Raw genomic sequence first — 18,837 nt, 5'->3', positions numbered from 1 at the left:
GGCTTCACGCCGCGCACCCTTGAAGCATGCAACCGGCATGGGTCGACGGCGGTGACGGGGGCGCAGTCATGGCGACGCAGGCGAAGCCTGCGGCCTGTGGCAAAACGAGCGGCAAAACCAACGGCAAAACCAACGAAATCAGCTCATTCGGCGGGCGCGACGCTCACACCGGAGATGCCGTGACGTTGCATGGCCTCTGCCACGAAGCCTTCGCGTTTCATGTCTTCCACGAACGTCTTCAGGTAGGTCAAGGCCGCTTCGCCGCGTGCGATCGGCAGGCCCATTGCCTGACGAATCACCATGAACCGCTCGTTCAGCAGACGATAACCGCTCAGGTTCGCGACATCCTGCGCCAGTTGCTGCTTCACGCCGGCGGCCACCTCATAGCCGGTGTCGATGAACGTCTTGACGACAGCGGGCGACGTCGGGGCGCGCACGATGTCGGCGTGTTGCAGTTCGCGCGTGAGGAACAGATCGTAAGCGCTGCCCTGGCCGACGACGACCCGCGTGCCGGCCCGATCGACATCTGCGTTGGTCTGGACGGGCGACGCGTCGCGCACGAGGTAATAGCCTTCGATGAGGAGGTAGGGCGACGTGAAGCCGATGGTGGCCGCGCGACGCGGATCGATGGCGAAGAAGCCGACGTCCGCCTGCTCGTTCGTGACCGTCTCCACGGACTTGCCGGCGGCATCGACCACGATCAGGTCGAGTTCGACGCCGAGCCGTTTCGCCAGCGCTCCGGCCAGATCGACGGAAATGCCGACGGGTCTGGACTGGGCGTCGGTGCCCGCCAGAATCGGATTGCCGAGGTTGATGCACGCGCGCAGTACGCCGGTCGGCGCAAACGCGGCAAGAAGGGTCGAGTCGGTCGTCATGGTCGGGAGTCGTGCGTAGGTGCGTAGGGTGCGCAGGGTGCGAAAGGTTAGCGGTCGGGGTTCAAGGTTCGAGATTTCAGGTTTAACGTTTAAGGCTTAAGGTTTGAGGAGGCCGGCGATCTTGCCGATGGCGTCGATCGTATGCTTCAGATGGTCGTGCAGCCGTGCTGACGCCTCCTCATTGCGCTCGCGCGCGAGCAACTCGAGAATGTCCAGATGTTGTTGCGCATGGGGACGGTAGCGGGCACGGTCCTGCATCGAACGGTAAGACAGCAGTCGCCGCACGCGGGTGACGCGTCGCATCGTGTCGACGAAGAAGGGATTGCCCGACGCTTCGACGAGCGACTCGTGAAACCGCACGCCCCGCCCGTGCAACTGGTCGGGCGTGTCGGTCTCGATCCCGCCGTCCAGCAGATGCCGTTCCGCCGCGCGAAGCCGTTCGAGCACCTTCGGGTCGAGCCGGTAGCCCGGCTCCAGCAGCGCCGCAGGTTCGATCGCAAGCCGCAGGCGATACGTCTGGATGAGGCTGTCGGGCGTGGTCAGCATCGACGAGAACTGCCAGCCATAGCCGGGTTTGCGCTCGGCCCAGCCTTCGTCGCGAATGCGTCCGAGCACGGCGGCCAGCTGCGTCGTCGTCAGTCCGTAGCGCGTACGCATCAGTTGCTCGGAAAACTCGCCGGGCAACTGGCCGCGCAGTAAATCGTCGGCGATCCGGAAGTAGGTGCTGGTGACGACATCCGTCTCGTCGAGCCCCAGCGATTGCGCCGTGTCGGTGTCCGACGTCGGCACCGCTTGCGCCAGGAAATACCCGCGATTACGCTCGCGCACCAGAATGCCTTTCTCGTGAAGCAAGGCGAGGGCTTCGTTGATCGGAGAGCGGGAGATGCGCAGTTTGTCCGCGAGCATCTGCGCGGGCAAATGCTGCCCGACCGGCATGGCTTCGGCCCGAATCAGATCGAGGATTTGTGTGGCAATAGAGCGCTCGGATTTCATCGCGGAGACATCGCGACCGGCATTGGGCAATTCGCCATCACGCGGCCCTGGCGTGTTGCGCCAGCGTCCGGTGCAGAATCGACGGAATCACGCCGCCTTGCCGCAACAGCGAGACCTCGAGGCGGGTCTCGACAGCGGCGGTGGCGATGAACGTCTCGCTGCCGCCGTGCGCGCGTTCGATGCGCACTTCGACGGACCCGCGCGGCGAGATCGCCTCGGCGTTGGCGGCAATGTGAATCGTGTCGTTCGGCCGGATCGCCAGCGTGACCGGGTCGATGCCTGCGGGAAACCGCAGCGGCAGAATGCCCATGCCAATCAGATTGGAACGGTGAATACGCTCGAAGCTTACCGCAATTACCGCCCGAATCCCCAGAAGACGCTGGCCCTTGGCGGCCCAGTCGCGAGACGATCCCGTGCCGTAGCGCGCCCCTGCGAGCAGCACGACCGAATCGCCGGCCGCACGATAGCGTTGTGCGGCCTCGAAGATCGACATGACATCGCCACTCGGTCCATGAACCGTGTGCGCGACGGGCAGATCGTCGGCCAGCAGGTTCACCAGGGTTTTGTTGTAGAACGCGGCGCGCACCATCACTTCCCAGTTGCCGCGACGCGATGCGAAAACGTTCAGATCGTTGCGGTCGTCGCCTTTTTCCACGAGGAAATCGGCGACATCGCTTTGCTTCGGGATCGCGCTGGCCGGCGAGATGTGATCGGTCGTGACGTCATCGCCCAGGGCGAGCAACGGGTAGGCCTTGTAGTCGCCCAACTGTGTGCCGGCATCGAGGGAAGCGAAGGGCGGGCGCCGTAACGCCGTGGACTCGGGACGCCATGGGAAGCGGGCGGACTGCGGCGCATCGAGCCCCGACCACATCGGGTTGCACGACGCGATGGCGAATGCCGATCTGAAGTCCGTGGCACGCGTGCCGGACGCGACGAGCGCATCGACTTCCTCACGCGTGGGCCACAGGTCCTTCAGGTAGACGGGCGTCCCGTCGGGTGTCGTCTGCACCGGGGCCGTGCTGAGATCGATTGCGGCCGACCCGGCGAGCGCGTATGCGATGACCAGTGGCGGCGACATGATGAAGCCGAGGTTCAGATCGGGATGCACGCGTCCCGGGAAGTTGCGATTGCCCGAGAGCACGGCCACCGGCGATGCCGATTTGTCTGCGATGGCCTGCGCGATCGGTCTCGACAGCGGCCCGGCGTTGCCGATGCAGGTCGTACAGCCGAAGCCGACGATATCGAAGCCGACGGCGGCGAGGTCGTCCGTGAGTCCGGCGCGTTGCAGGTAATCGACGGCGGCGGGCGAGCCGGGCGCGAGCGACGTCTTCACCCAGTCGGCGACGCGTAACCCCAACGCCCTTGCACGCCGCGCGACGAGTCCCGCCGCGATCAGTTGCGCCGGGTCGGAGGTGTTCGTGCAACTGGTGATCGCCGCGATGGCGACGGGCCAGACGGGGAGCGAGGCCGACGTATGCGCCGGTTGTCCGGCGACGTTGCGCAGGGCGTTTCGCGTCTTGGCGTAAGGCAACAGGTCCTGCGGGCGGCGCGGCCCGGCGACGTGCAGTTCGACGGTGCCGAGATCGATCTCGATCACGCGGGTGTAACGCGGCGTGTTGTGGGCGTCGAACCACAGACCGGCGCGTCGATAAAGGGCCTCCACAGACGCGATCAGCGCCTCGGCGCGGCCGGTCGCGCGCAGGTAATCGAGCGTGGTGTGGTCGACCGGGAAGTAACCGGTGGTCGCGCCGTACTCGGGGGCCATGTTGGCGACGACGGCGCGCTCGCCGGCCGTGAGCGTCGAGACCCCGGGGCCGAAGTACTCCACGAACTCGCCGGACACGCCGATATCGCGCAAGGCGTTCGTCGCGCGCAGGGCGAGGTCGGTCGCGGACGTGCCGGCGGGCAGGCGTCCCGTGAGCCTCACGCCGATGACGTCGGGAATCCGTTGCATCACCGGCATGCCGAACATGACCGTTTGCGCTTCCAGTCCGCCCACCCCCCAGCCGAGCACGCCGATGCCGTTGATCATCGGCGTGTGACTGTCGGTGCCGATGAGCGTGTCCGGCGTCAGCCATGTCTGGCCGTCGATTGTCTGCTGCGTGACCACGGTGGCGAGTTGTTCGAGATTGATGGTGTGCATGATGCCGGTGCCCGGCGGATTGATGTGCACGCCATCGAGGGTTTTCGACGCCCAGCGCAGAAAGCGATAACGCTCCGCATTGCGACGCATCTCGATCTCGAGATTGCGCTCGGCGGCGTCGGCGCGCCGCGTGTGCTCGACGGCGAGCGAGTGGTCGACGCACACATCGACGCGCAGGGTCGGATTGAGCACGGAGGGATCGACGCCAGCCTCAGCCAGTGCATCGCGCATGGCGGCAATGTCGACGAGCGCCGGCGTGCTGGTCGTGTCGTGCATCAGGACGCGCGTCGGCTGAAACGCGATTTCTGCTTCGCTGGTGCCATGTTCCAGCCAGCCCAGCACGCCGGCGACGGCCGCGTCGCGCTCCGCGCCGTCGAGATTGCGCACGACGTTCTCGAGCATCAATCGCAGCACGACCGGCAGGCGCGGCAGCACGTCGCCGAACATCGTCGGCAAATCCACGAATCGATAAGTCGCGCCGCCCAGCGCAAGCAGCGTGTCGGGAAGGAGGAGGGCATTTTTCATGTTTCGCAGTTTGCATATTTTTTTATAAAAATGCAACAAAGCAAATGACGCATGGCTGCCATGCCGCTGTGCTGCCCTGACGTCCGGCGATTTCGGGGCGTCGAACGTCATTCGTCCGGTCGTCGGATACCCGCAGCAGCCGTCGCCCCAATCAGCACCTTTGCGTGCCGAAACGGCACGGAGGGGCTTTTTTCGCCCCCTACACTGCGCCTCCTGAGACTGGCAGACGGCTCGACGCGCATCCTCGCGCTCACGGGCGTCGACATATCGATGCCAACGCCAGCGGTATAGCGCGATTAAAGGGATATAGAGGAGCACGGAATGACCGGCAACACCCAACCCCACAACCCGTGGCGCGAAATCTGCGCGGCGAGTATCGGCAACGCACTTGAGTTCTACGACCTGCTGATTTACGGCTACTTCGCCATCACCATCGGTCAGCTGTTCTTCCCCGCCCACGACGCGACGACCTCGCTGCTGCTCGCCGTGGGCACGTTCGGCATCTCGTTCGTCACGCGTCCGCTCGGCTCGATCATCCTCGGCAGCTACGCCGACCGCGCCGGCCGCAAGGCGTCGCTCACGGTGTCGATCGGACTGATGATGATCGGCACCGCGATGATCGCGTTCGCACCGACGTACGCGCAGATCGGTATTCTGTCGCCGCTCATGATCATCGTCGCGCGCATGCTGCAAGGCTTCTCGACGGGCGGCGAATTCGGCGCGGCCACGGCCTTCATGGTCGAACACGCCGATGCGAAGCGGCGCGGCTTCTTCGCGAGTTGGCAGATGTCCACGCAAGGCCTCGCAACGGTGCTCGCCGCCGGCGTCTCGGCACTGCTGAGCCTGCTGCTCACGGCCGATCAACTGAGCGCATGGGGCTGGCGCATCGCCTTCGCCGTGGGGCTGCTCATCGGGCCGGTCGGTCTCTACATCCGCCGTAACATCGACGAGACCGCCGACTTCAAGAAGCTCGGCGAGACGCAGCGGGAGACGTCGCCGCTGCGCGAAGTCTTCGGTCGCGACCGCGCCAACATGCTGCTCGGCGCAGGCGTCGTTGCCGCAGCCACCGCGTTCAACTACGTCCACAAGCTGTACATGCCGACGTATGCGGTCAAGCAACTGCACATTCCGGCGACGTCGTCGTTCGTCGGCGCGGTCGCGACCGGTGTCATGCTGATGATCGCGGCGCCCGTCGTCGGCCACATGTCGGATCGTTTCGGCCGTATCCGGGTGATGCTCTGGGCGCTCATCGCCGTGGGTGTCACAACCTATCCGCTGTTTGTCCTGCTCAACCGCTACCCGACGTTCCAGACGTTGCTGCTGGTGCAGGCGCTGGTCGGCCTGCTCATCGCCGTGAGTCTCGCGCCGCTGCCTGCGCTGCTCGCCGATATCTTCCCGACGAGTACGCGAGGCACCGGACTGGCGCTGTCGTACAACTTCTCGGTCACGCTCTTCGGCGGCTTCGCCCCGCTTATCGTGACCTGGCTCATCGACGCCACGCAGAACAAGCTCGCCCCGAGCTTCTACGTGATGGCGACGGCCGTTCTCAGTATCGCGGCCGTCACGGCGCTCGCCCGTCGGGTGCGGGCCGGCAAGATCGTCGGTGTGACGCACGGTTCGCCGCGCGCCACGCAGGCCTGAGGTCGGGACACCGTTCGCGACATGTCCGATGAACGTCTGAAGTTTGCCTGACAGGCGTTCTCACCCACACCCGATGCACTGATTTCCGCCGCATCGACGACGTCCGCATCTCCCCTTGTCATCCCTTGCGCGACGTCGTCACTTTTTCTGTGGCATTCCCCTGCGGAGCACTCTCCATGACCACGCTCGAAGCGATCCGCGCCGCACTGCCGGCGTACCCCATCGAAGTCTCGTTCCCCGACATTACGCGTTGGCGCGAAGGCAACACCGGTATCGACTATCTGCATACGTTCGATAGCGGCAAGCCCGGTAAGCATGTGATGATTCTCGCGCTCACGCATGGCAACGAAGTCAGCGGCGCGATTGCCGTCGATGCGCTGCTCGCCTCCGGACTGCGCCCCACGGCCGGACGTCTGTCGCTGGGCTTCGGGAATGTCGGCGCCTACGAACAATTCAGCGCGGAGAATGCGGACGCCACACGTTTTCTCGACGAGGACATGAATCGCGTGTGGACGCCGTCAACGCTCGACGGCGAGCGTCACAGCCGTGAACTGGCACGCGCACGGGCGATGCGCCCGTTCATCGATACGGTCGATCTGCTGCTCGATATCCACTCGATGCACGAGGCGTCCGCACCGCTCATGATGACCGGCCCCCTGGAGAAGGCGATTGCGCTGGCGGCCGAACTCGGCACGCCCGAGCACGTCATCATCGACAAGGGCCACGCCAACGGCACGCGTATGCGCGATTACGGTGGCTTCGGGGATCCGGCCAGCGCGAAGAATGCGCTGCTCATCGAGACGGGGCAGCACTTCGCCAGGAGCGCGCGCGACGTGGCGCTCGACAGCGCTGCACGCTTCCTGCGTCACGCCGGGGTCGTTGCCGAGTCGGACGTCGCACCGTTCCTGACGCAAACACCGGCATCGCAAAAGTTCGTGGAGATCACGCAGCCGGTTGTGGCGCGCTCGATGGACTTTCGCTTCTCTCAGCCATTCACGGGACTCGAAGTGATCGAGAAGGCCGGCACGGAGATCGCTCGCGATGGCGATGACGTGATCGTCACGCCGTACGACAACTGCGTGATCGTGCAGCCGTCGATGCGTCACCTCGGCGTGAACGTGACGATGATGCGTCTGGGGCGACTGCTCGATCGCTGAGGTTTGCGGGCAACACTTTCAAGCGCCGGGAGGGAAGGCGGGCCGGTATCGCCCCGGCCCGATTTCTTGCGTCTGCGATCGTCGAGCGTGAGGCATCAGCGCGCCGGGTTCGTGCGCGGGACGGTTGCACGGGACTGATGCGAAGCTCGCGACGATGCCTCACATGTCGATCTCAGAACGTCCCCACCAGCGAACCGACGACGATCACCGCGACCAGCGCGATCAGCGCACTCACGATGCTCGTCATGACGATATCGAGATAGCTCTCGCGGTGCGTGCTGCCGCACACGGCGAGCAGTGTCACGACCGCACCGTTGTGAGGCAGGCTGTCGAGTGTGCCGGAGGCGATCACGGCCACGCGGTGCATCAGCGCGGGGTCGATGCCGTGCTGCGCGGCCAGACTGACGTAGGCCGGGCCGAGCGCGTCGAGGGCAATCGTCAACCCGCCCGATGCCGAACCCGTGATTGCGGCGAGCAGGTTCGCGGAGAGGGCCACCGAGACGAGCGGCCCACCGTCGATCGAGAGCACCCAGTCGCGTACGAGTTCGAAGCCCGGCAGCGCCGCAATGACGCCGCCATAGCCGACAAGGCTCGCCGTACACATGATCGGCAGCACGCAGGCGTTGGCGCCTGCGTCCATCGTCTTGCGCAGGGCGGGCAGACGTCGCCATTGCAGGATGATCAGCACGAGGATGGCGCTGGCGAGCGCCACGCAGACCCCCCACACACCCGCCACGCTTTGCAACGTGATGCCGCCCCATCGCGGCTCCGCGAGAAAGCGCGCGTCGAGTCGCGGGAACACGATGACGTTCATCACGAAGTTGCCGCCGATCACGACGAGCAACGGCAGCGCTGCGGTGACGATGCCCGGCAAGGCGTCGCTGCGATGGCCCTGCTCGATTTCCGCCGGATCGAACTCGCGCGCCACGCTGGCGCGTTCGCGCACGACCGTCGGGTCGGCCGCTTTGTCCCAGACTTCTTTCTCCGCATAACCGTGCCCGGCGCGGCGCGCCTGCGCTTCGCGCCACGCAAGCCACCAGAGCCCGACGCCGAGCATGATCGCGGAGGCCATCAATCCCAGCCCCGGCGCGGCGAACGGTGTGGTGCCGAAGAAGGGCATCGGGATCGCGTTCTGGATGGCCGGTGTGCCCGGCATTGCCGACATGGTGAAGGTCGACGTGCCCAGCGCAATCGCCGCGGGCATCAACCTCACGGGAATGTTCGCTTCGCGGAACAGCGCGTGGGCCATCGGCGCGAGCACGAAGAACGCCACGAAGAGGCTTACGCCGCCATAAGTGACCAGCGCGCCGCCGAGCACCACGGCGAACATCGCGCGCCGTGCGCCGAGTTTGTCCGTGAGGAACGCGGCGATGGCGCGCACCGCGCCGCTGTCCTCCATCAACTTGCCGAAAAGCGCGCCGAGCAGAAACAGCGGGAAGAATTGCGCGACGAATCGCGCGGCGTTCTGCATGAACGTTTGCGTCCAGTGGGCGAGAATCGGTTCACCGGAGAGCGCGGCGGCGAGCATGGCCGCCGCAGGTGCGAGCAGCAGCACGCTCCATCCGCGATAAGCCAGCCAGACGAGTAGCGCCAGGCCGATCAGAATGCCGGCAAGCTCCATTCAGATGGCCTCCTGAAGCGGATCGAGATCCAATGACGAACGGTGGCCGAGATCGGCGCCGTGCTCGCGAAGGAAGGCGTCGGCACAGCGGCGCCCCTCATCGCGCAGCATCACGAGAAAGTCCCATTCCGCCGAGAGCTTTGACGAGTAACCGAGCGTCGTCATTAGGCTGCTGGCGATGCGGTGCATGCGCATTTGCGCCCAGCGCTTGCCTTCGTCGCTGCCCGCGTCCACGACCTGACGCAGCACCGAGATCATCCGCAATTCCTTGAGCAGCGTGGCGTTGAACGAAACTTCGTTGACGCGGTTCAGAATCTCGCGCGCCGAGCGAGGCACGTCGTGCCGCTCGACCGGATTGACCTGCACGAGGATGGTGTCGCACGACGCTGTTTCGCGCACCAGGGGCGTGATCGACGGATTGCCTGCATAGCCGCCGTCCCAATAGGGTTCGCCATCGATGTCGATGGCCCGGTATAGCATCGGCAGACAGGCAGTGGCGAGCATGACGTCAGGCGTGATTTCCGTGTTGCGGAAGACGCGGCCGCGCCCGGTGCGAACGTTGGTCGCGGTGATGAAAAGCTGAATCGGGTTGGCGTCGGCCGCTTGGGAGATGCCGTCGAAATCGATGTGGTCGGCCAACAGACGGCGCAGCGGATTGAATTCGAGCGGGGACAGATCGTATGGGGAGACGACGCGCGCCGCCAGATCGAAGAACATGAAGAACGGCGAGTTATCCAGCGACCAGCGTCCGAGCACGATGTCGAGCGGCGAGCGGCGCAGCGGGCTGAAGCGGCCCGCATGAGCGACGTCCCGCCAGAACTGTTCGAGGGCGCCGCGTGCGGCCTCGGGGCCGCCGCGAGCGTAGCCGGTGGCCAGCACGGCGGCGTTCATGGCGCCGGCGGACGTCCCGGAAATGCCCTCGATATGGAACGGTGCGTGGGGCGTGTCGTGCGAGATCGCTTCAAGCAGGCGGTCGAGCACGCCCCATGTGAATGCCCCATGTGCGCCGCCGCCTTGCAGGGCGAGGTCGATGGGCAGCGTGGTGAGGCCGGTCGCGCGTGCGCGGGCGGACGTACGGGAAGCGCTAGCCGTGCGTGCGGACGGCGGCGTGTGTTGCGCCCGTTGGGTAGATGGGGAGCGTGGCATGATCCCTCGGCGATGCGGCACCGCACCGGTAGGCGCTGGCCGCGGGGTTCGTTACGAGAGTACGGTTGCAGTAGGTACGCAGTTTGCGCTGCAACATAACCACTGTCTCAGATAAACATGAATTGGGCAACCTCATGGTGAGGTGACGCTATCGCGCAGCGTGGGCCGTGAGGGCAATAGAGCAATAGGGCAATAGGGCTGTAGGGCGATGTGGCGGTGTTGCTGCTAGGGACTGGCTTCGGTGTCCTAGGCGTTCCCGGGGGGAATGTCGTCGTCGCTGTCTTCGCTCTCGTCGATATTGTCGATGTTGTCGTTTGCGCCGACAGTCCCCTTTTGCGTGGGCTTTCCACGGCGAAGGCTCAGTTGTGCGAGGACATCGGCGTGCTGGTTGCCCCAGCGGTAAAGCATCTCGATCGGCTCGATGAACAATTCGCCCAATGGGGTGAGCGAGTACTCGACCTTAGGCGGCACGACGGCGTACACCTCGCGGTGGATGAGCCCGTCGCGCTCCAGTTCGCGCAACGTCTGCGTGAGCATCTTCTTCGAAATGCCGGGCAGACGACGCTGCAACTCGCCGGTGCGCGTGGTGCCGCACTGCAATGCGTACAGCACCATGCTCGTCCACTTCACGCTGAAGAGTTCTAGCACGCGACGCGGCACGCAGGTTTCCTCGAAGACGAAGGGTTCGCGAGTGTTCATGGTAACTAAATGGTGACTATTCAACTAAAAGGTGCCTACTGGGGATTTCGACCCTTCGTCACTATACTTTGTGGCGATAGTGCGCGTCACCCCGTGTGAGTGAACCTGAAGTCATCGGACCGGTGGTGCGAGCGCGCACGAGCTAACGGAGAACCCCATGAGCAGTTTGTCGAAGACAGCCCTCTCGATGCTGGACCTGGTGCCGGTGCGCGCCGGCGGCACGGTGGCCGAAGCCCTGAAACAGTCCACGGAACTCGCCCAGCATGTCGAGCGGCTGGGATTTACGCGTTTCTGGCTGGCCGAGCACCACAACATGGACGGCATCGCCAGTTCCGCGACCTCGCTGCTGATCGGTCATGTGGCGGACAAAACGTCGCGCATTCGTGTGGGTTCGGGCGGCGTCATGCTGCCGAACCATCCCCCGCTGGTCATCGCGGAGCAATTCGGCACGCTGGCGGCGCTGTATCCCGGGCGCATCGACTTGGGGTTGGGACGCGCGCCCGGCGCCGATCAGGCGACGATGCGCGCGCTGCGCCGCGACCGTTTGGGCAACGGCGACGACTTCCCCGAGCAAGTGGCCGAGTTGCGAGCACTGCTCGCGCCTGCACAGCCGGGGCAACGTCTCGTGGCCACGCCCGGGGCGGGGAGCGACATTCCTGTCTGGCTGCTAGGTTCGTCGCTTTACTCGGCGCAACTCGCGGCGCATTTGGGCCTGCCGTATGCGTTTGCATCGCATTTCGCGCCGCGTTTCCTGTTCGACGCGATTCGTATCTACCGCGAACTGTTCCGCCCATCGGCCGTGCTGGACAAGCCGTACGTGATGGTCGGCGCACCGGTCATTGCCGCCCCGACCGATGAAGAGGCGGCGTTCCTGGCGACATCGTCACAACAGAAGATTCTGGCGCTCATGCGCGGACAGAGCCTGAAGTTGCAGCCGCCGGTGAGCGATATGGACGAGCGTTGGGATCCGGCTGAGCAGCATTCGGTCGAAGCATTCCTCGGCGTGGCGGTCGTGGGCGGGCCCGAGCGCGTGAAGGCCGGGCTCTCCGATCTCGTCGAGCGTACGCAGGCTGATGAGCTGATGCTCGTCAGCGACATTTATGACCCGGCGCTCCGCCTGCGTTCGTGCGACATCGTCGCGTCCGTGTGCCAGGGCTGAGCGGCAAGCGCGTGACCGTCAATTGATCGTCGCGAGATGCGCCCTCGGTGTGCTGGCGCATCCCGGTTGGCCAAAGCGGGGTGAGGGCTGCTGAGCGCCACCGCTAACGAGCCGCCGGCGGCGCCGATGTCCGCAAAGCCAACACCGTCTGACATCGGCGTGCTGCCGCCAGGTCAGTGGTCCCTCAGCGGAATCGTCCGATAGAGAACGGCGAGAGATCGATGGCGGGTCGCTCTCCGTTCACCAGCGTGGCGATCGCGCGACCGGTGGATGCGGCTGCCGTCAGTCCGACGTGCCCGTGGCCGAACGCATAAAACGCATTCGGCACCTTCGACGCCGCACCGAGCACCGGCAAAGAGTCGGGCGTGCTCGGACGAAATCCCTGCCAGCGTGCACCGTCAACCGATTGCGTTGATTTCACGCCCTGCACCGCACCGGGGAACATCTTGTGCAACTGACTTAACAGGAGATCGGCACGCCGCCAGTTCGGCGGGGCTTTCAACCCGGCCAGCTCAACCGTGCCCGCGCCGCGCAGACGGCCCGCCATCGGCGTTGCAAACAACTTGCCTTCCGCCCACATCACCGGGCGCGACGGCATTTCCTGCGGCGTGGGTATCTCCACGTGATAGCCGCGCTCGGTGTCGAAGACGATGCTGTCGCCCAATTGACGCACGAATGGTGCCGACCACGCCCCCGCCGCGACGACGACCGCACTTGCCGGCTCCCGGCCCTTATCGGTGTGTACCGCGACGGCTCGCGCGCCGTTGGTCTCGATAGCCGTGGCGGCGGCATCGACGATACGACCGCCCCGCGTCACCACTTGCGCCGTCAAACGCGCAAGCAGCGCACCCGGATCCGAGGTATGCCCCGTCTCGCTGATATAACGCGCACCGATGAAGTCGTTCGACAGCGTCGGCTCGAATTCGCGGAGGGCACCCGCATCCAGCGTTTCTATCTGCACACCGTTGTCTCGGCGCAGCGCCATTCCGCCCTCGTCTCCCGTCATGCCGCGCTCACTGGAGTATGCGATCAGGTAGCCGCGACGCGTGACCAGATCGTTTGCATCGGCATCGTCCAGCAACGGCTGATAGGCATCTAGCGCGGGGCCGAGCAGGGCGCGCAACGCACGTGCCTGTGCTGCAACTTGTGCCGGCTGACTGGCGACGACGAAGCGCGTGAGCCACGGCACCATACGCGGCAGATAGCGCCAGCGCAGCACGAGCGGCCCGTCCGGTTGCATCAGCCAGCCGGGAACTTGCCAAAGCACACCGGGCATGGCGATCGGGACGACCGACGAACCGTTGATGCAACCGGCGTTGCCAAGCGAGGCGGCCTGACGTGCCGATTGCCGATCGACGATCGTGACACGATGACCGGCACGTTGAAGATAGGCGGCGGTACACACGCCGACCAAACCGCCCCCGATAACGACGACGGGACGTGAATCGCTCATGAAGCCGTCCTGCAAAAATTCGGAAGCGCTTAGTGTACTGCGTTGGGCGCGTACGGCCGAGCGCCCTCAAAATTTGCAAGCGCTCAGATCATTTCCAGCGGACGTTTGCGAGACGGCGCTTCGAAGTGGTGATCGAGCAATGCGAATTCCTCGGCCGTCAGTTCGATGTCGTGGGCCGCGCGGTTGGCGCGCACATGCGCTTCGGACCCGGCCTTCGGAATGGCGATGACACCCGGCCGGCTCAGGACCCACGCCAGCGCAATCTGTAGCGGCTCGACGTGGCGTTTGCGGGCAATCTCGCCGAGCACGCCGCTCGTCGGCAGTCGTCCCTGTTCGATCGGCGAGTAAGCCATCATCGGGCGTTTTCTGGCTGCGAGCCATGGCGCGAGATCGTACTCGGGACCACGTCGCGAGAGGTTGAACAGCACTTGATCGGTGGCGCACGCATCGCCCCCCGGTGCCTCGAACAGTTCCTCCATGTCGTCCGTATCGAAGTTGCTCACGCCCCATTGGCGGATCTTGCCCGCGCCGATCAACGCTTCGAAGCCGGCAATCGTTTCTTCGAGCGGTACGTCGCCACGCCAGTGAAGCAGGTAGAGATCGATGCGATCGGTGCGCAAGCGCGAGAGGCTTCGCTCGCAAGCGGCGATCACGCCGCGCCGCGACGCGTTGTGCGGATACACCTTGCTGACGAGAAACACTTCGTCGCGCAGACCGTCGAGCGCTTCGCCAACCAGACGCTCCGTTGCGCCTTCGCCGTACATTTCCGCTGTGTCCACGAGCGTCATACCCAGCGACACTCCCAGTCGCAACGCCGCGATTTCTTCACGTCGCCGCTCAGGTTTTTCGCCCATCATCCAAGTGCCCTGACCGAGAACCGGTACGGTGCTGCCTTGAGGGAAAGTAATGTTTCGCATGATCTGTCCTCCTGGATTTTGGTGACCATTATCAGCCTGCAAGTCGAGCGATGACCAGTGTCTTGAGGGCTGTGCGCAACACTTCGAGGTGCCGTCCTATCTTTTGCCTCGGATTCGTCCTAGACGCAGTACAGACATCTCCGCTTTCGCATTCGTACCCTCAATCTCTCGGATAGTTCACAGACCTTTAGCCGGCTTGCCAGGATAAGCTGGCCTCACCGATGCACATTGCGAATGTTGCTCCGCAGCGAGACGGCTCGGTGATGGCTCCAGCGATGTGCATCGGCTCTCGATGTGCCGGTTTGCGCCTCGGGTGGTTGCGACAAAAAAAGAAAGCCCCGCAGGCGGGGCTTTAAAGGCCGGCCGGAGGTGCGCCGGCCAAGGAGGTTCATCGATGAGGCGCCCCGCACGTGACGGTAAGCGCCGAGGGCATATTGTCGGCATTGCGCGTCGACCCATGGGAAGGAGGAATCCGAATGTCGGGAGAGAGTTCGAGTAACAAAATGTGACGATTTGCGACCTTTTCGTGACATGGGACGAACGCGATAATGGGGGCGCCCCCTAAACAGCAGAGGAGTCCCCCCGAGATGGCCAAAGCGATCAAGTACCCCTCCCTCGGCGCGCCGCTCATGTCTATCGAGCGGTATGCACCGCCTGCAATCTTCTTTCACTGGGCGGTCGCGTTGCTGATCGTGATCGCTTATGCGGCGGTGATCACCAAGGGATACCTGCCCAAGGGCAGTGCGCCGCGCGCGCTGTCGATGACGATTCACGAGTGGGCGGGGATCGCCGTACTGGTGCTGGCAGTGCCCAGGCTGCTTTGGCGGCTCGTCAAAGGGGCGCCGGCGGCGTTGCCGGGGCAAGGATGGCTGGTGCGCGTGGGATCGTCCGTCGTCCATCTGCTGCTCTATGTCTTCCTGTTCGCGCAGCCCGTGCTGGGCTATCTCACGCTGAATGCAGGTGGACACGTATTGACGATTCCGGGGCTCGATGTCGCGTTGCCGCAGTTCGTCGACAAGGACGATGCACTGCGCCGGTCGATCAAGGAAATTCACGAGACGCTGGGAAGCGCGTTTTATTGGGTGATCGGGCTGCACGCCCTGGCGGCGCTATGGCATCACTATTTCCGTCGCGACGATACGCTGCGTCGCATGCTCTGAGCGCTTGTCGCCGTAGCGAAAATGCACGGAGTGCGCAACGCCTTAACAGGCGTTGCGCATGGGTGACGCGTCGACTGGCGTTCGCGACGGTGAGCGGTGCGTATGGTCAGAATGCGAACCGTACGCCAGCGAACACACTGCGGCCATCGCCCGGATAGAAAACGGCCGTATTTGCCGTGCGGGCACTCGTGACCGTGCTGAAGTCCGAAACGTAACGCTTGTCGGTCAGATTGCGAGCGTCGACGTAGAACGTCACGCCGCGCTGCACCAGATACGACGCCTGCAAGCCGATCAGCGTGTAACCGGGCACACGCATCGTGTTGGCATAGTCGACCCAGGCGCCGGTCGGCACCCAGTCGAGCGATGCCGAGATCTGGAAGCGATTCGTGAGCGCGTAGCCGAGTGTGGTGCGCAGCACATGCGTCGGCACGCCGGCGATCCGGTTATTGCCGTACTGCGGATCGTCCTGGAACCGGAAGTCGCTGTAGTTCCAGATCTGCGACAGCGTGACACGATCCCCCGTGGCCACAACGTTCTTTAACAAATCGATGGACGCGCCGACTTCGAGGCCTTGCAAGACTGTCTTGTTCGCGTTGAACGTGGACGCGGGAATGTCGGGATTCGTCGTGTACTGAAGCAATTGATCGCGCACGAGCGAGCGATACGCGGTGACGTCCCACGCCACGCGATCGAGCTTGCCGCGCGTGCCGGCTTCAATGGTCCACGCATGTTGTGACGCCAGCGGAACGAAGCGCGATGTGGCGCCAAACGTCTGCGACAGGTCGGTGAAGTCGGGCACGTCGGCGCTACGGGTCACGTCGATGAATGCCTGAACGTCCTTGCGTGGCTCCCAGATCAAACCGATTTTCGGATTGACGCCCGAGTAGGCGGCGCTTGTCGAGCGATAGTTGACGTCGCCCGGCACACCGCCGTAATCGATGTACTGGCGAACATCCCGGTATGCCTTTGCGCCGACCATCAGGCCGAGCGTTGGCAGGAAGAACAGGCGGTTCTCGAAATACGCCTCATAGTTGTACGCGCTCTGACGGGCATCGAGCGTTTGTGCACCGCGGTTGCCGTTCACGTTCACATACTGATCCGCTTTCGTATTGCCGCCGAAGAAGCGCGCGCCCACGATCAGGTCGTTGCGCATGCCGGCGAGCGTCAGGTTGGCCGTGTAGCGCGGTGCGACACCGTAAGTCCAGCCGTCCTGATCGATGACCTGAAAGATCGGGTGATACAGACTCTTGTGGATGACCCACGAAGCGATGTCGAGTTGGCCGACGTCGAATCGCAGCGTCGTCAGGTTGCCGAGTCGTTCGGTACGGGTGTTGCGCGCCTGATCGCCGGAGACGGCCGAAGCGGCGGCTTTCGTGGGATTGTTGAGCGCGTCGAACAGGGACAGCGTGCCGGGCAGCTTCTGATCGACGATGTACGCGCCGAAGAAGAATCGCGTTTCCACGCGTGGCGAGAACTTGTAGCCGATGTTCGCGTTGATCTGAGCGTAATTGCCCCTGGCATGGTCCCGATAGCCGTCGGAGCGATTGAGCGTGACGGTTGCGAGCGCATCGACAGGGCCAAAGATGCGCGACATCTGGCCGCTGGCACGCACGGTGCCGAAACTGCCGCCTTCGACCCTGAACTGGTTCGGGGCATCTGCTGTATAGGCGGTGGGCGTTACAAAGTTCAGCGCGCCACCGAGCGTTGTCGAACCGTAAGTGAGGCCGTTGCCCCCCTTGAAAATCTCGGTCGATCGCAGGCCCATCGGATCGATCTGATAGTAGTCGCCGCTGCCGTCTGCCGAGTTCGTCGGAATGCCGTCCTGCAGAATTTCAAGGCCGCGAACGTGGTAGCCGCGTGCGATGCCCGAGCCACGGATCGATACCCGCAATTCCTGACCGTATCGGTTTTGCACGAACACGCCGGGGCTGTCCTTGAGCACGTCGCGCAGGTTGAAGGCGTAGGTGTTCTGATAGGTGTTCGCATCGACGAAGCCGACCGAGCCCGCTGTCTGAAAGAGGTTCGCCTTCTGCTCATCGACACTCGGTGAGGTGAGCGATTCGGCCGCTGCGGTGACGTTTGTCGCCGGCAGTGTCGCCACCGGCGCAGCGGCCTGGTCGGAGACGGTGGGGACTGCGGCGATTGCGTTGACCGATGGGGTCGTCGCTTGCGCCAGCATGAATGCGGATGCGGACGTCGAGGAGACCGTGATTGCGCCGGGTGCGACCGCGCTCGTGTGAGCGTCCGTGGGTTTGCCCGTGGCGTTGCCCTTATGTGTCGCGGCATGAGTCGCCTCGACGGCGACGCTCAGACCGGTGGCGGCGGGATCGTTAGTGAGTGCGTGTGCGGTGCCGCCCAGTGAGGCGAGGGCGAGCGCGATGGCCGTTTGCAACGGCTTCTGCGTCATGAAACGTGACATGAATGTCTCTCTCGCGACCGTACGACGGTCGCCTGATGAACGTGGGGTGACGATCGTCACTGACGCGATTCTTATAGACGCGACACGCGACGCCTCCACGCGATAAACGTGGACGACGGCATGGGCGATCGGAGTGCGTAGTGCGTTCGGCAGTCGCCGCCGGCATTGACAGGCAATGCCCGGAGGTCGGAGCGATCAGGCGGACAGAGACGGCGGCGCGCGCGCTAACGCGTCGGAGAAGCGGGCGCGCAGGTGGTGCGGCGCCAATGCGCCGGGGGCGGCATCGATGCCAGCGTGCGTGGCAGGTGCAGGGGTATGAAAAGTCGTGGCGACGAGCGGCTGATGCGCCCAAAGTGCGCAATACCCACACTTTTCCCAGTGGTCGGCAGAGGCGAGGGCATGGTTGTCGCCACCGTGGCTGCCGTGCAGTGCCGACGGTTGGGCCTGAGCGGGCGGCGCCTGGGCGTCGTCGTAACCGGCATGGCCGTCGTGCACTGGTGCGCGCTGCGCGTCGGCGCGCGGCGTTGTCTTCGATCCGAGTGAAGCCTGCGTGCCCCGCACAGTGCAATAGACCGCGAACGGGTCCTGCAGCGTCGCGGCTCGCCATTGCGCAATCGCAGGCATGAGCGCTGCCAGCAGGATCGCCAGCAAGGCGATCCCGATTGCGACGCGATGCTGACGGAGCTTGCGCATGCCTTGGCCGGGGATAAGGATATTCGAGGTCTCGAGATGACGTCACGACGTCATCGGATAACGGCGAACCTCAGGGAACCAGGCATTGTAGGTGCTGTCGTCTCACGGCGTAAATGCTTTGCGTTCGCATGTAGGGAAGACGCGACAATTTGACGCATCTGTATTGACCTAGCAAAACCTGCACAGGTTAAGCGGCTAAAGCGAATGCCTCGGCCGGGGTCTTCATCTTTAGCGCC

14 protein-coding genes are annotated in these 18,837 nt (G+C 64.3%); 4 read left to right on the top strand and 10 right to left on the bottom strand.

Annotated features, from left to right (window positions below; genetic code table 11):
* Positions 1 to 143: 143 nt before the first annotated feature.
* From PAN31108_RS21100 to acnA, 3 genes are all read right to left on the bottom strand, one after another.
* Positions 144 to 875 carry an ABC transporter substrate-binding protein gene (locus PAN31108_RS21100; RefSeq protein ID WP_150670733.1) on the bottom strand — a complete coding sequence of 244 codons (732 nt, stop codon included), beginning with the start codon at positions 873 to 875 and terminating at the stop codon, positions 144 to 146.
* A gap of 96 nt (positions 876 to 971) precedes the next feature.
* Positions 972 to 1,868 (bottom strand): GntR family transcriptional regulator, encoded by an 897-nt coding sequence (locus PAN31108_RS21095; protein ID WP_150670732.1) that lies wholly within the window; start codon positions 1,866 to 1,868, stop codon positions 972 to 974.
* Between the two features lie 37 nt (positions 1,869 to 1,905).
* The gene (gene acnA / locus PAN31108_RS21090) at positions 1,906 to 4,536 is read right to left on the bottom strand and encodes an aconitate hydratase AcnA (RefSeq protein WP_150670731.1); all 2,631 of its coding nucleotides are present in this window, start codon (positions 4,534 to 4,536) and stop codon (positions 1,906 to 1,908) included.
* Between the two features lie 321 nt (positions 4,537 to 4,857).
* Here acnA and PAN31108_RS21085 point away from each other — a divergent pair, with 321 nt between their 5' ends.
* Positions 4,858 to 6,177, top strand: coding sequence for an MFS transporter (locus tag PAN31108_RS21085; RefSeq protein ID WP_150670730.1), 1,320 nt, complete (start codon positions 4,858 to 4,860; stop codon positions 6,175 to 6,177).
* Positions 6,178 to 6,353: 176 nt separating this feature from the next.
* Positions 6,354 to 7,334 carry a M14 family metallopeptidase gene (locus PAN31108_RS21080; protein ID WP_150670729.1) on the top strand — a complete coding sequence of 327 codons (981 nt, stop codon included), beginning with the start codon at positions 6,354 to 6,356 and terminating at the stop codon, positions 7,332 to 7,334.
* A 172-nt stretch (positions 7,335 to 7,506) separates the two neighbouring features.
* On the opposite strand, the gene PAN31108_RS21075 is transcribed toward PAN31108_RS21080, so the two are convergent.
* The 3 genes from PAN31108_RS21075 to PAN31108_RS21065 form a co-directional block, all read right to left on the bottom strand.
* Positions 7,507 to 8,955: a GntP family permease gene (locus PAN31108_RS21075; RefSeq protein ID WP_150670728.1), complete on the bottom strand. Its 1,449-nt coding sequence runs from the start codon at positions 8,953 to 8,955 to the stop codon at positions 7,507 to 7,509.
* Positions 8,956 to 9,975 carry a patatin-like phospholipase family protein gene (locus tag PAN31108_RS21070; RefSeq protein WP_246184076.1) on the bottom strand — a complete coding sequence of 340 codons (1,020 nt, stop codon included), beginning with the start codon at positions 9,973 to 9,975 and terminating at the stop codon, positions 8,956 to 8,958. It lies immediately after the preceding gene.
* Positions 9,976 to 10,347: 372 nt separating this feature from the next.
* Entirely contained in the window at positions 10,348 to 10,800 is a 453-nt protein-coding gene (locus PAN31108_RS21065) for a winged helix-turn-helix transcriptional regulator (RefSeq protein WP_246184070.1), read from the bottom strand.
* Between the two features lie 157 nt (positions 10,801 to 10,957).
* Here PAN31108_RS21065 and PAN31108_RS21060 point away from each other — a divergent pair, with 157 nt between their 5' ends.
* Entirely contained in the window at positions 10,958 to 11,959 is a 1,002-nt protein-coding gene (locus tag PAN31108_RS21060) for an LLM class flavin-dependent oxidoreductase (protein WP_150670726.1), read from the top strand.
* A 184-nt stretch (positions 11,960 to 12,143) separates the two neighbouring features.
* Here the strand turns inward: PAN31108_RS21060 and PAN31108_RS21055 are convergent, their stop codons facing one another.
* Both PAN31108_RS21055 and PAN31108_RS21050 read right to left on the bottom strand, forming a co-directional pair.
* Positions 12,144 to 13,427, bottom strand: coding sequence for an NAD(P)/FAD-dependent oxidoreductase (locus PAN31108_RS21055; RefSeq protein ID WP_370819702.1), 1,284 nt, complete (start codon positions 13,425 to 13,427; stop codon positions 12,144 to 12,146).
* 68 nt (positions 13,428 to 13,495) lie between these two features.
* On the bottom strand, positions 13,496 to 14,329 hold the full coding sequence (locus PAN31108_RS21050; RefSeq protein WP_150670724.1) for an aldo/keto reductase: 834 nt from the start codon (positions 14,327 to 14,329) through the stop codon (positions 13,496 to 13,498).
* Positions 14,330 to 14,916: 587 nt separating this feature from the next.
* On the opposite strand from PAN31108_RS21050, the gene PAN31108_RS21045 reads away from it, so the two are divergent.
* Positions 14,917 to 15,489 carry a cytochrome b gene (locus PAN31108_RS21045; protein ID WP_150670723.1) on the top strand — a complete coding sequence of 191 codons (573 nt, stop codon included), beginning with the start codon at positions 14,917 to 14,919 and terminating at the stop codon, positions 15,487 to 15,489.
* A gap of 106 nt (positions 15,490 to 15,595) precedes the next feature.
* On the opposite strand, the gene PAN31108_RS21040 is transcribed toward PAN31108_RS21045, so the two are convergent.
* Positions 15,596 to 17,668 carry a TonB-dependent receptor family protein gene (locus tag PAN31108_RS21040; protein WP_150670802.1) on the bottom strand — a complete coding sequence of 691 codons (2,073 nt, stop codon included), beginning with the start codon at positions 17,666 to 17,668 and terminating at the stop codon, positions 15,596 to 15,598.
* A gap of 435 nt (positions 17,669 to 18,103) precedes the next feature.
* Positions 18,104 to 18,601: a DUF2946 family protein gene (locus PAN31108_RS21035; protein WP_150670722.1), complete on the bottom strand. Its 498-nt coding sequence runs from the start codon at positions 18,599 to 18,601 to the stop codon at positions 18,104 to 18,106.
* Positions 18,602 to 18,837: the final 236 nt, after the last annotated feature.

This window comes from Pandoraea anhela (assembly GCF_902459655.1).
GTDB lineage: Bacteria > Pseudomonadota > Gammaproteobacteria > Burkholderiales > Burkholderiaceae > Pandoraea > Pandoraea anhela.
The sequence above is the reverse complement of the archived record's forward strand: the minus strand, read 5'-3'. Positions and strand labels throughout refer to the sequence as shown.

Coding starts and splice junctions, on each gene's coding strand:
- PAN31108_RS21100 (WP_150670733.1), bottom strand. CDS start 875: ATGACGACCGACTCGACCCTTCTTGCCGCGTTTGCGCCGACCGGCGTA.
- PAN31108_RS21095 (WP_150670732.1), bottom strand. CDS start 1,868: ATGAAATCCGAGCGCTCTATTGCCACACAAATCCTCGATCTGATTCGG.
- acnA (WP_150670731.1), bottom strand. CDS start 4,536: ATGAAAAATGCCCTCCTCCTTCCCGACACGCTGCTTGCGCTGGGCGGC.
- PAN31108_RS21085 (WP_150670730.1), top strand. CDS start 4,858: ATGACCGGCAACACCCAACCCCACAACCCGTGGCGCGAAATCTGCGCG.
- PAN31108_RS21080 (WP_150670729.1), top strand. CDS start 6,354: ATGACCACGCTCGAAGCGATCCGCGCCGCACTGCCGGCGTACCCCATC.
- PAN31108_RS21075 (WP_150670728.1), bottom strand. CDS start 8,955: ATGGAGCTTGCCGGCATTCTGATCGGCCTGGCGCTACTCGTCTGGCTG.
- PAN31108_RS21065 (WP_246184070.1), bottom strand. CDS start 10,800: ATGAACACTCGCGAACCCTTCGTCTTCGAGGAAACCTGCGTGCCGCGT.
- PAN31108_RS21060 (WP_150670726.1), top strand. CDS start 10,958: ATGAGCAGTTTGTCGAAGACAGCCCTCTCGATGCTGGACCTGGTGCCG.
- PAN31108_RS21050 (WP_150670724.1), bottom strand. CDS start 14,329: ATGCGAAACATTACTTTCCCTCAAGGCAGCACCGTACCGGTTCTCGGT.
- PAN31108_RS21045 (WP_150670723.1), top strand. CDS start 14,917: ATGGCCAAAGCGATCAAGTACCCCTCCCTCGGCGCGCCGCTCATGTCT.
- PAN31108_RS21040 (WP_150670802.1), bottom strand. CDS start 17,668: ATGCTGGCGCAAGCGACGACCCCATCGGTCAACGCAATCGCCGCAGTC.
- PAN31108_RS21035 (WP_150670722.1), bottom strand. CDS start 18,601: ATGCGCAAGCTCCGTCAGCATCGCGTCGCAATCGGGATCGCCTTGCTG.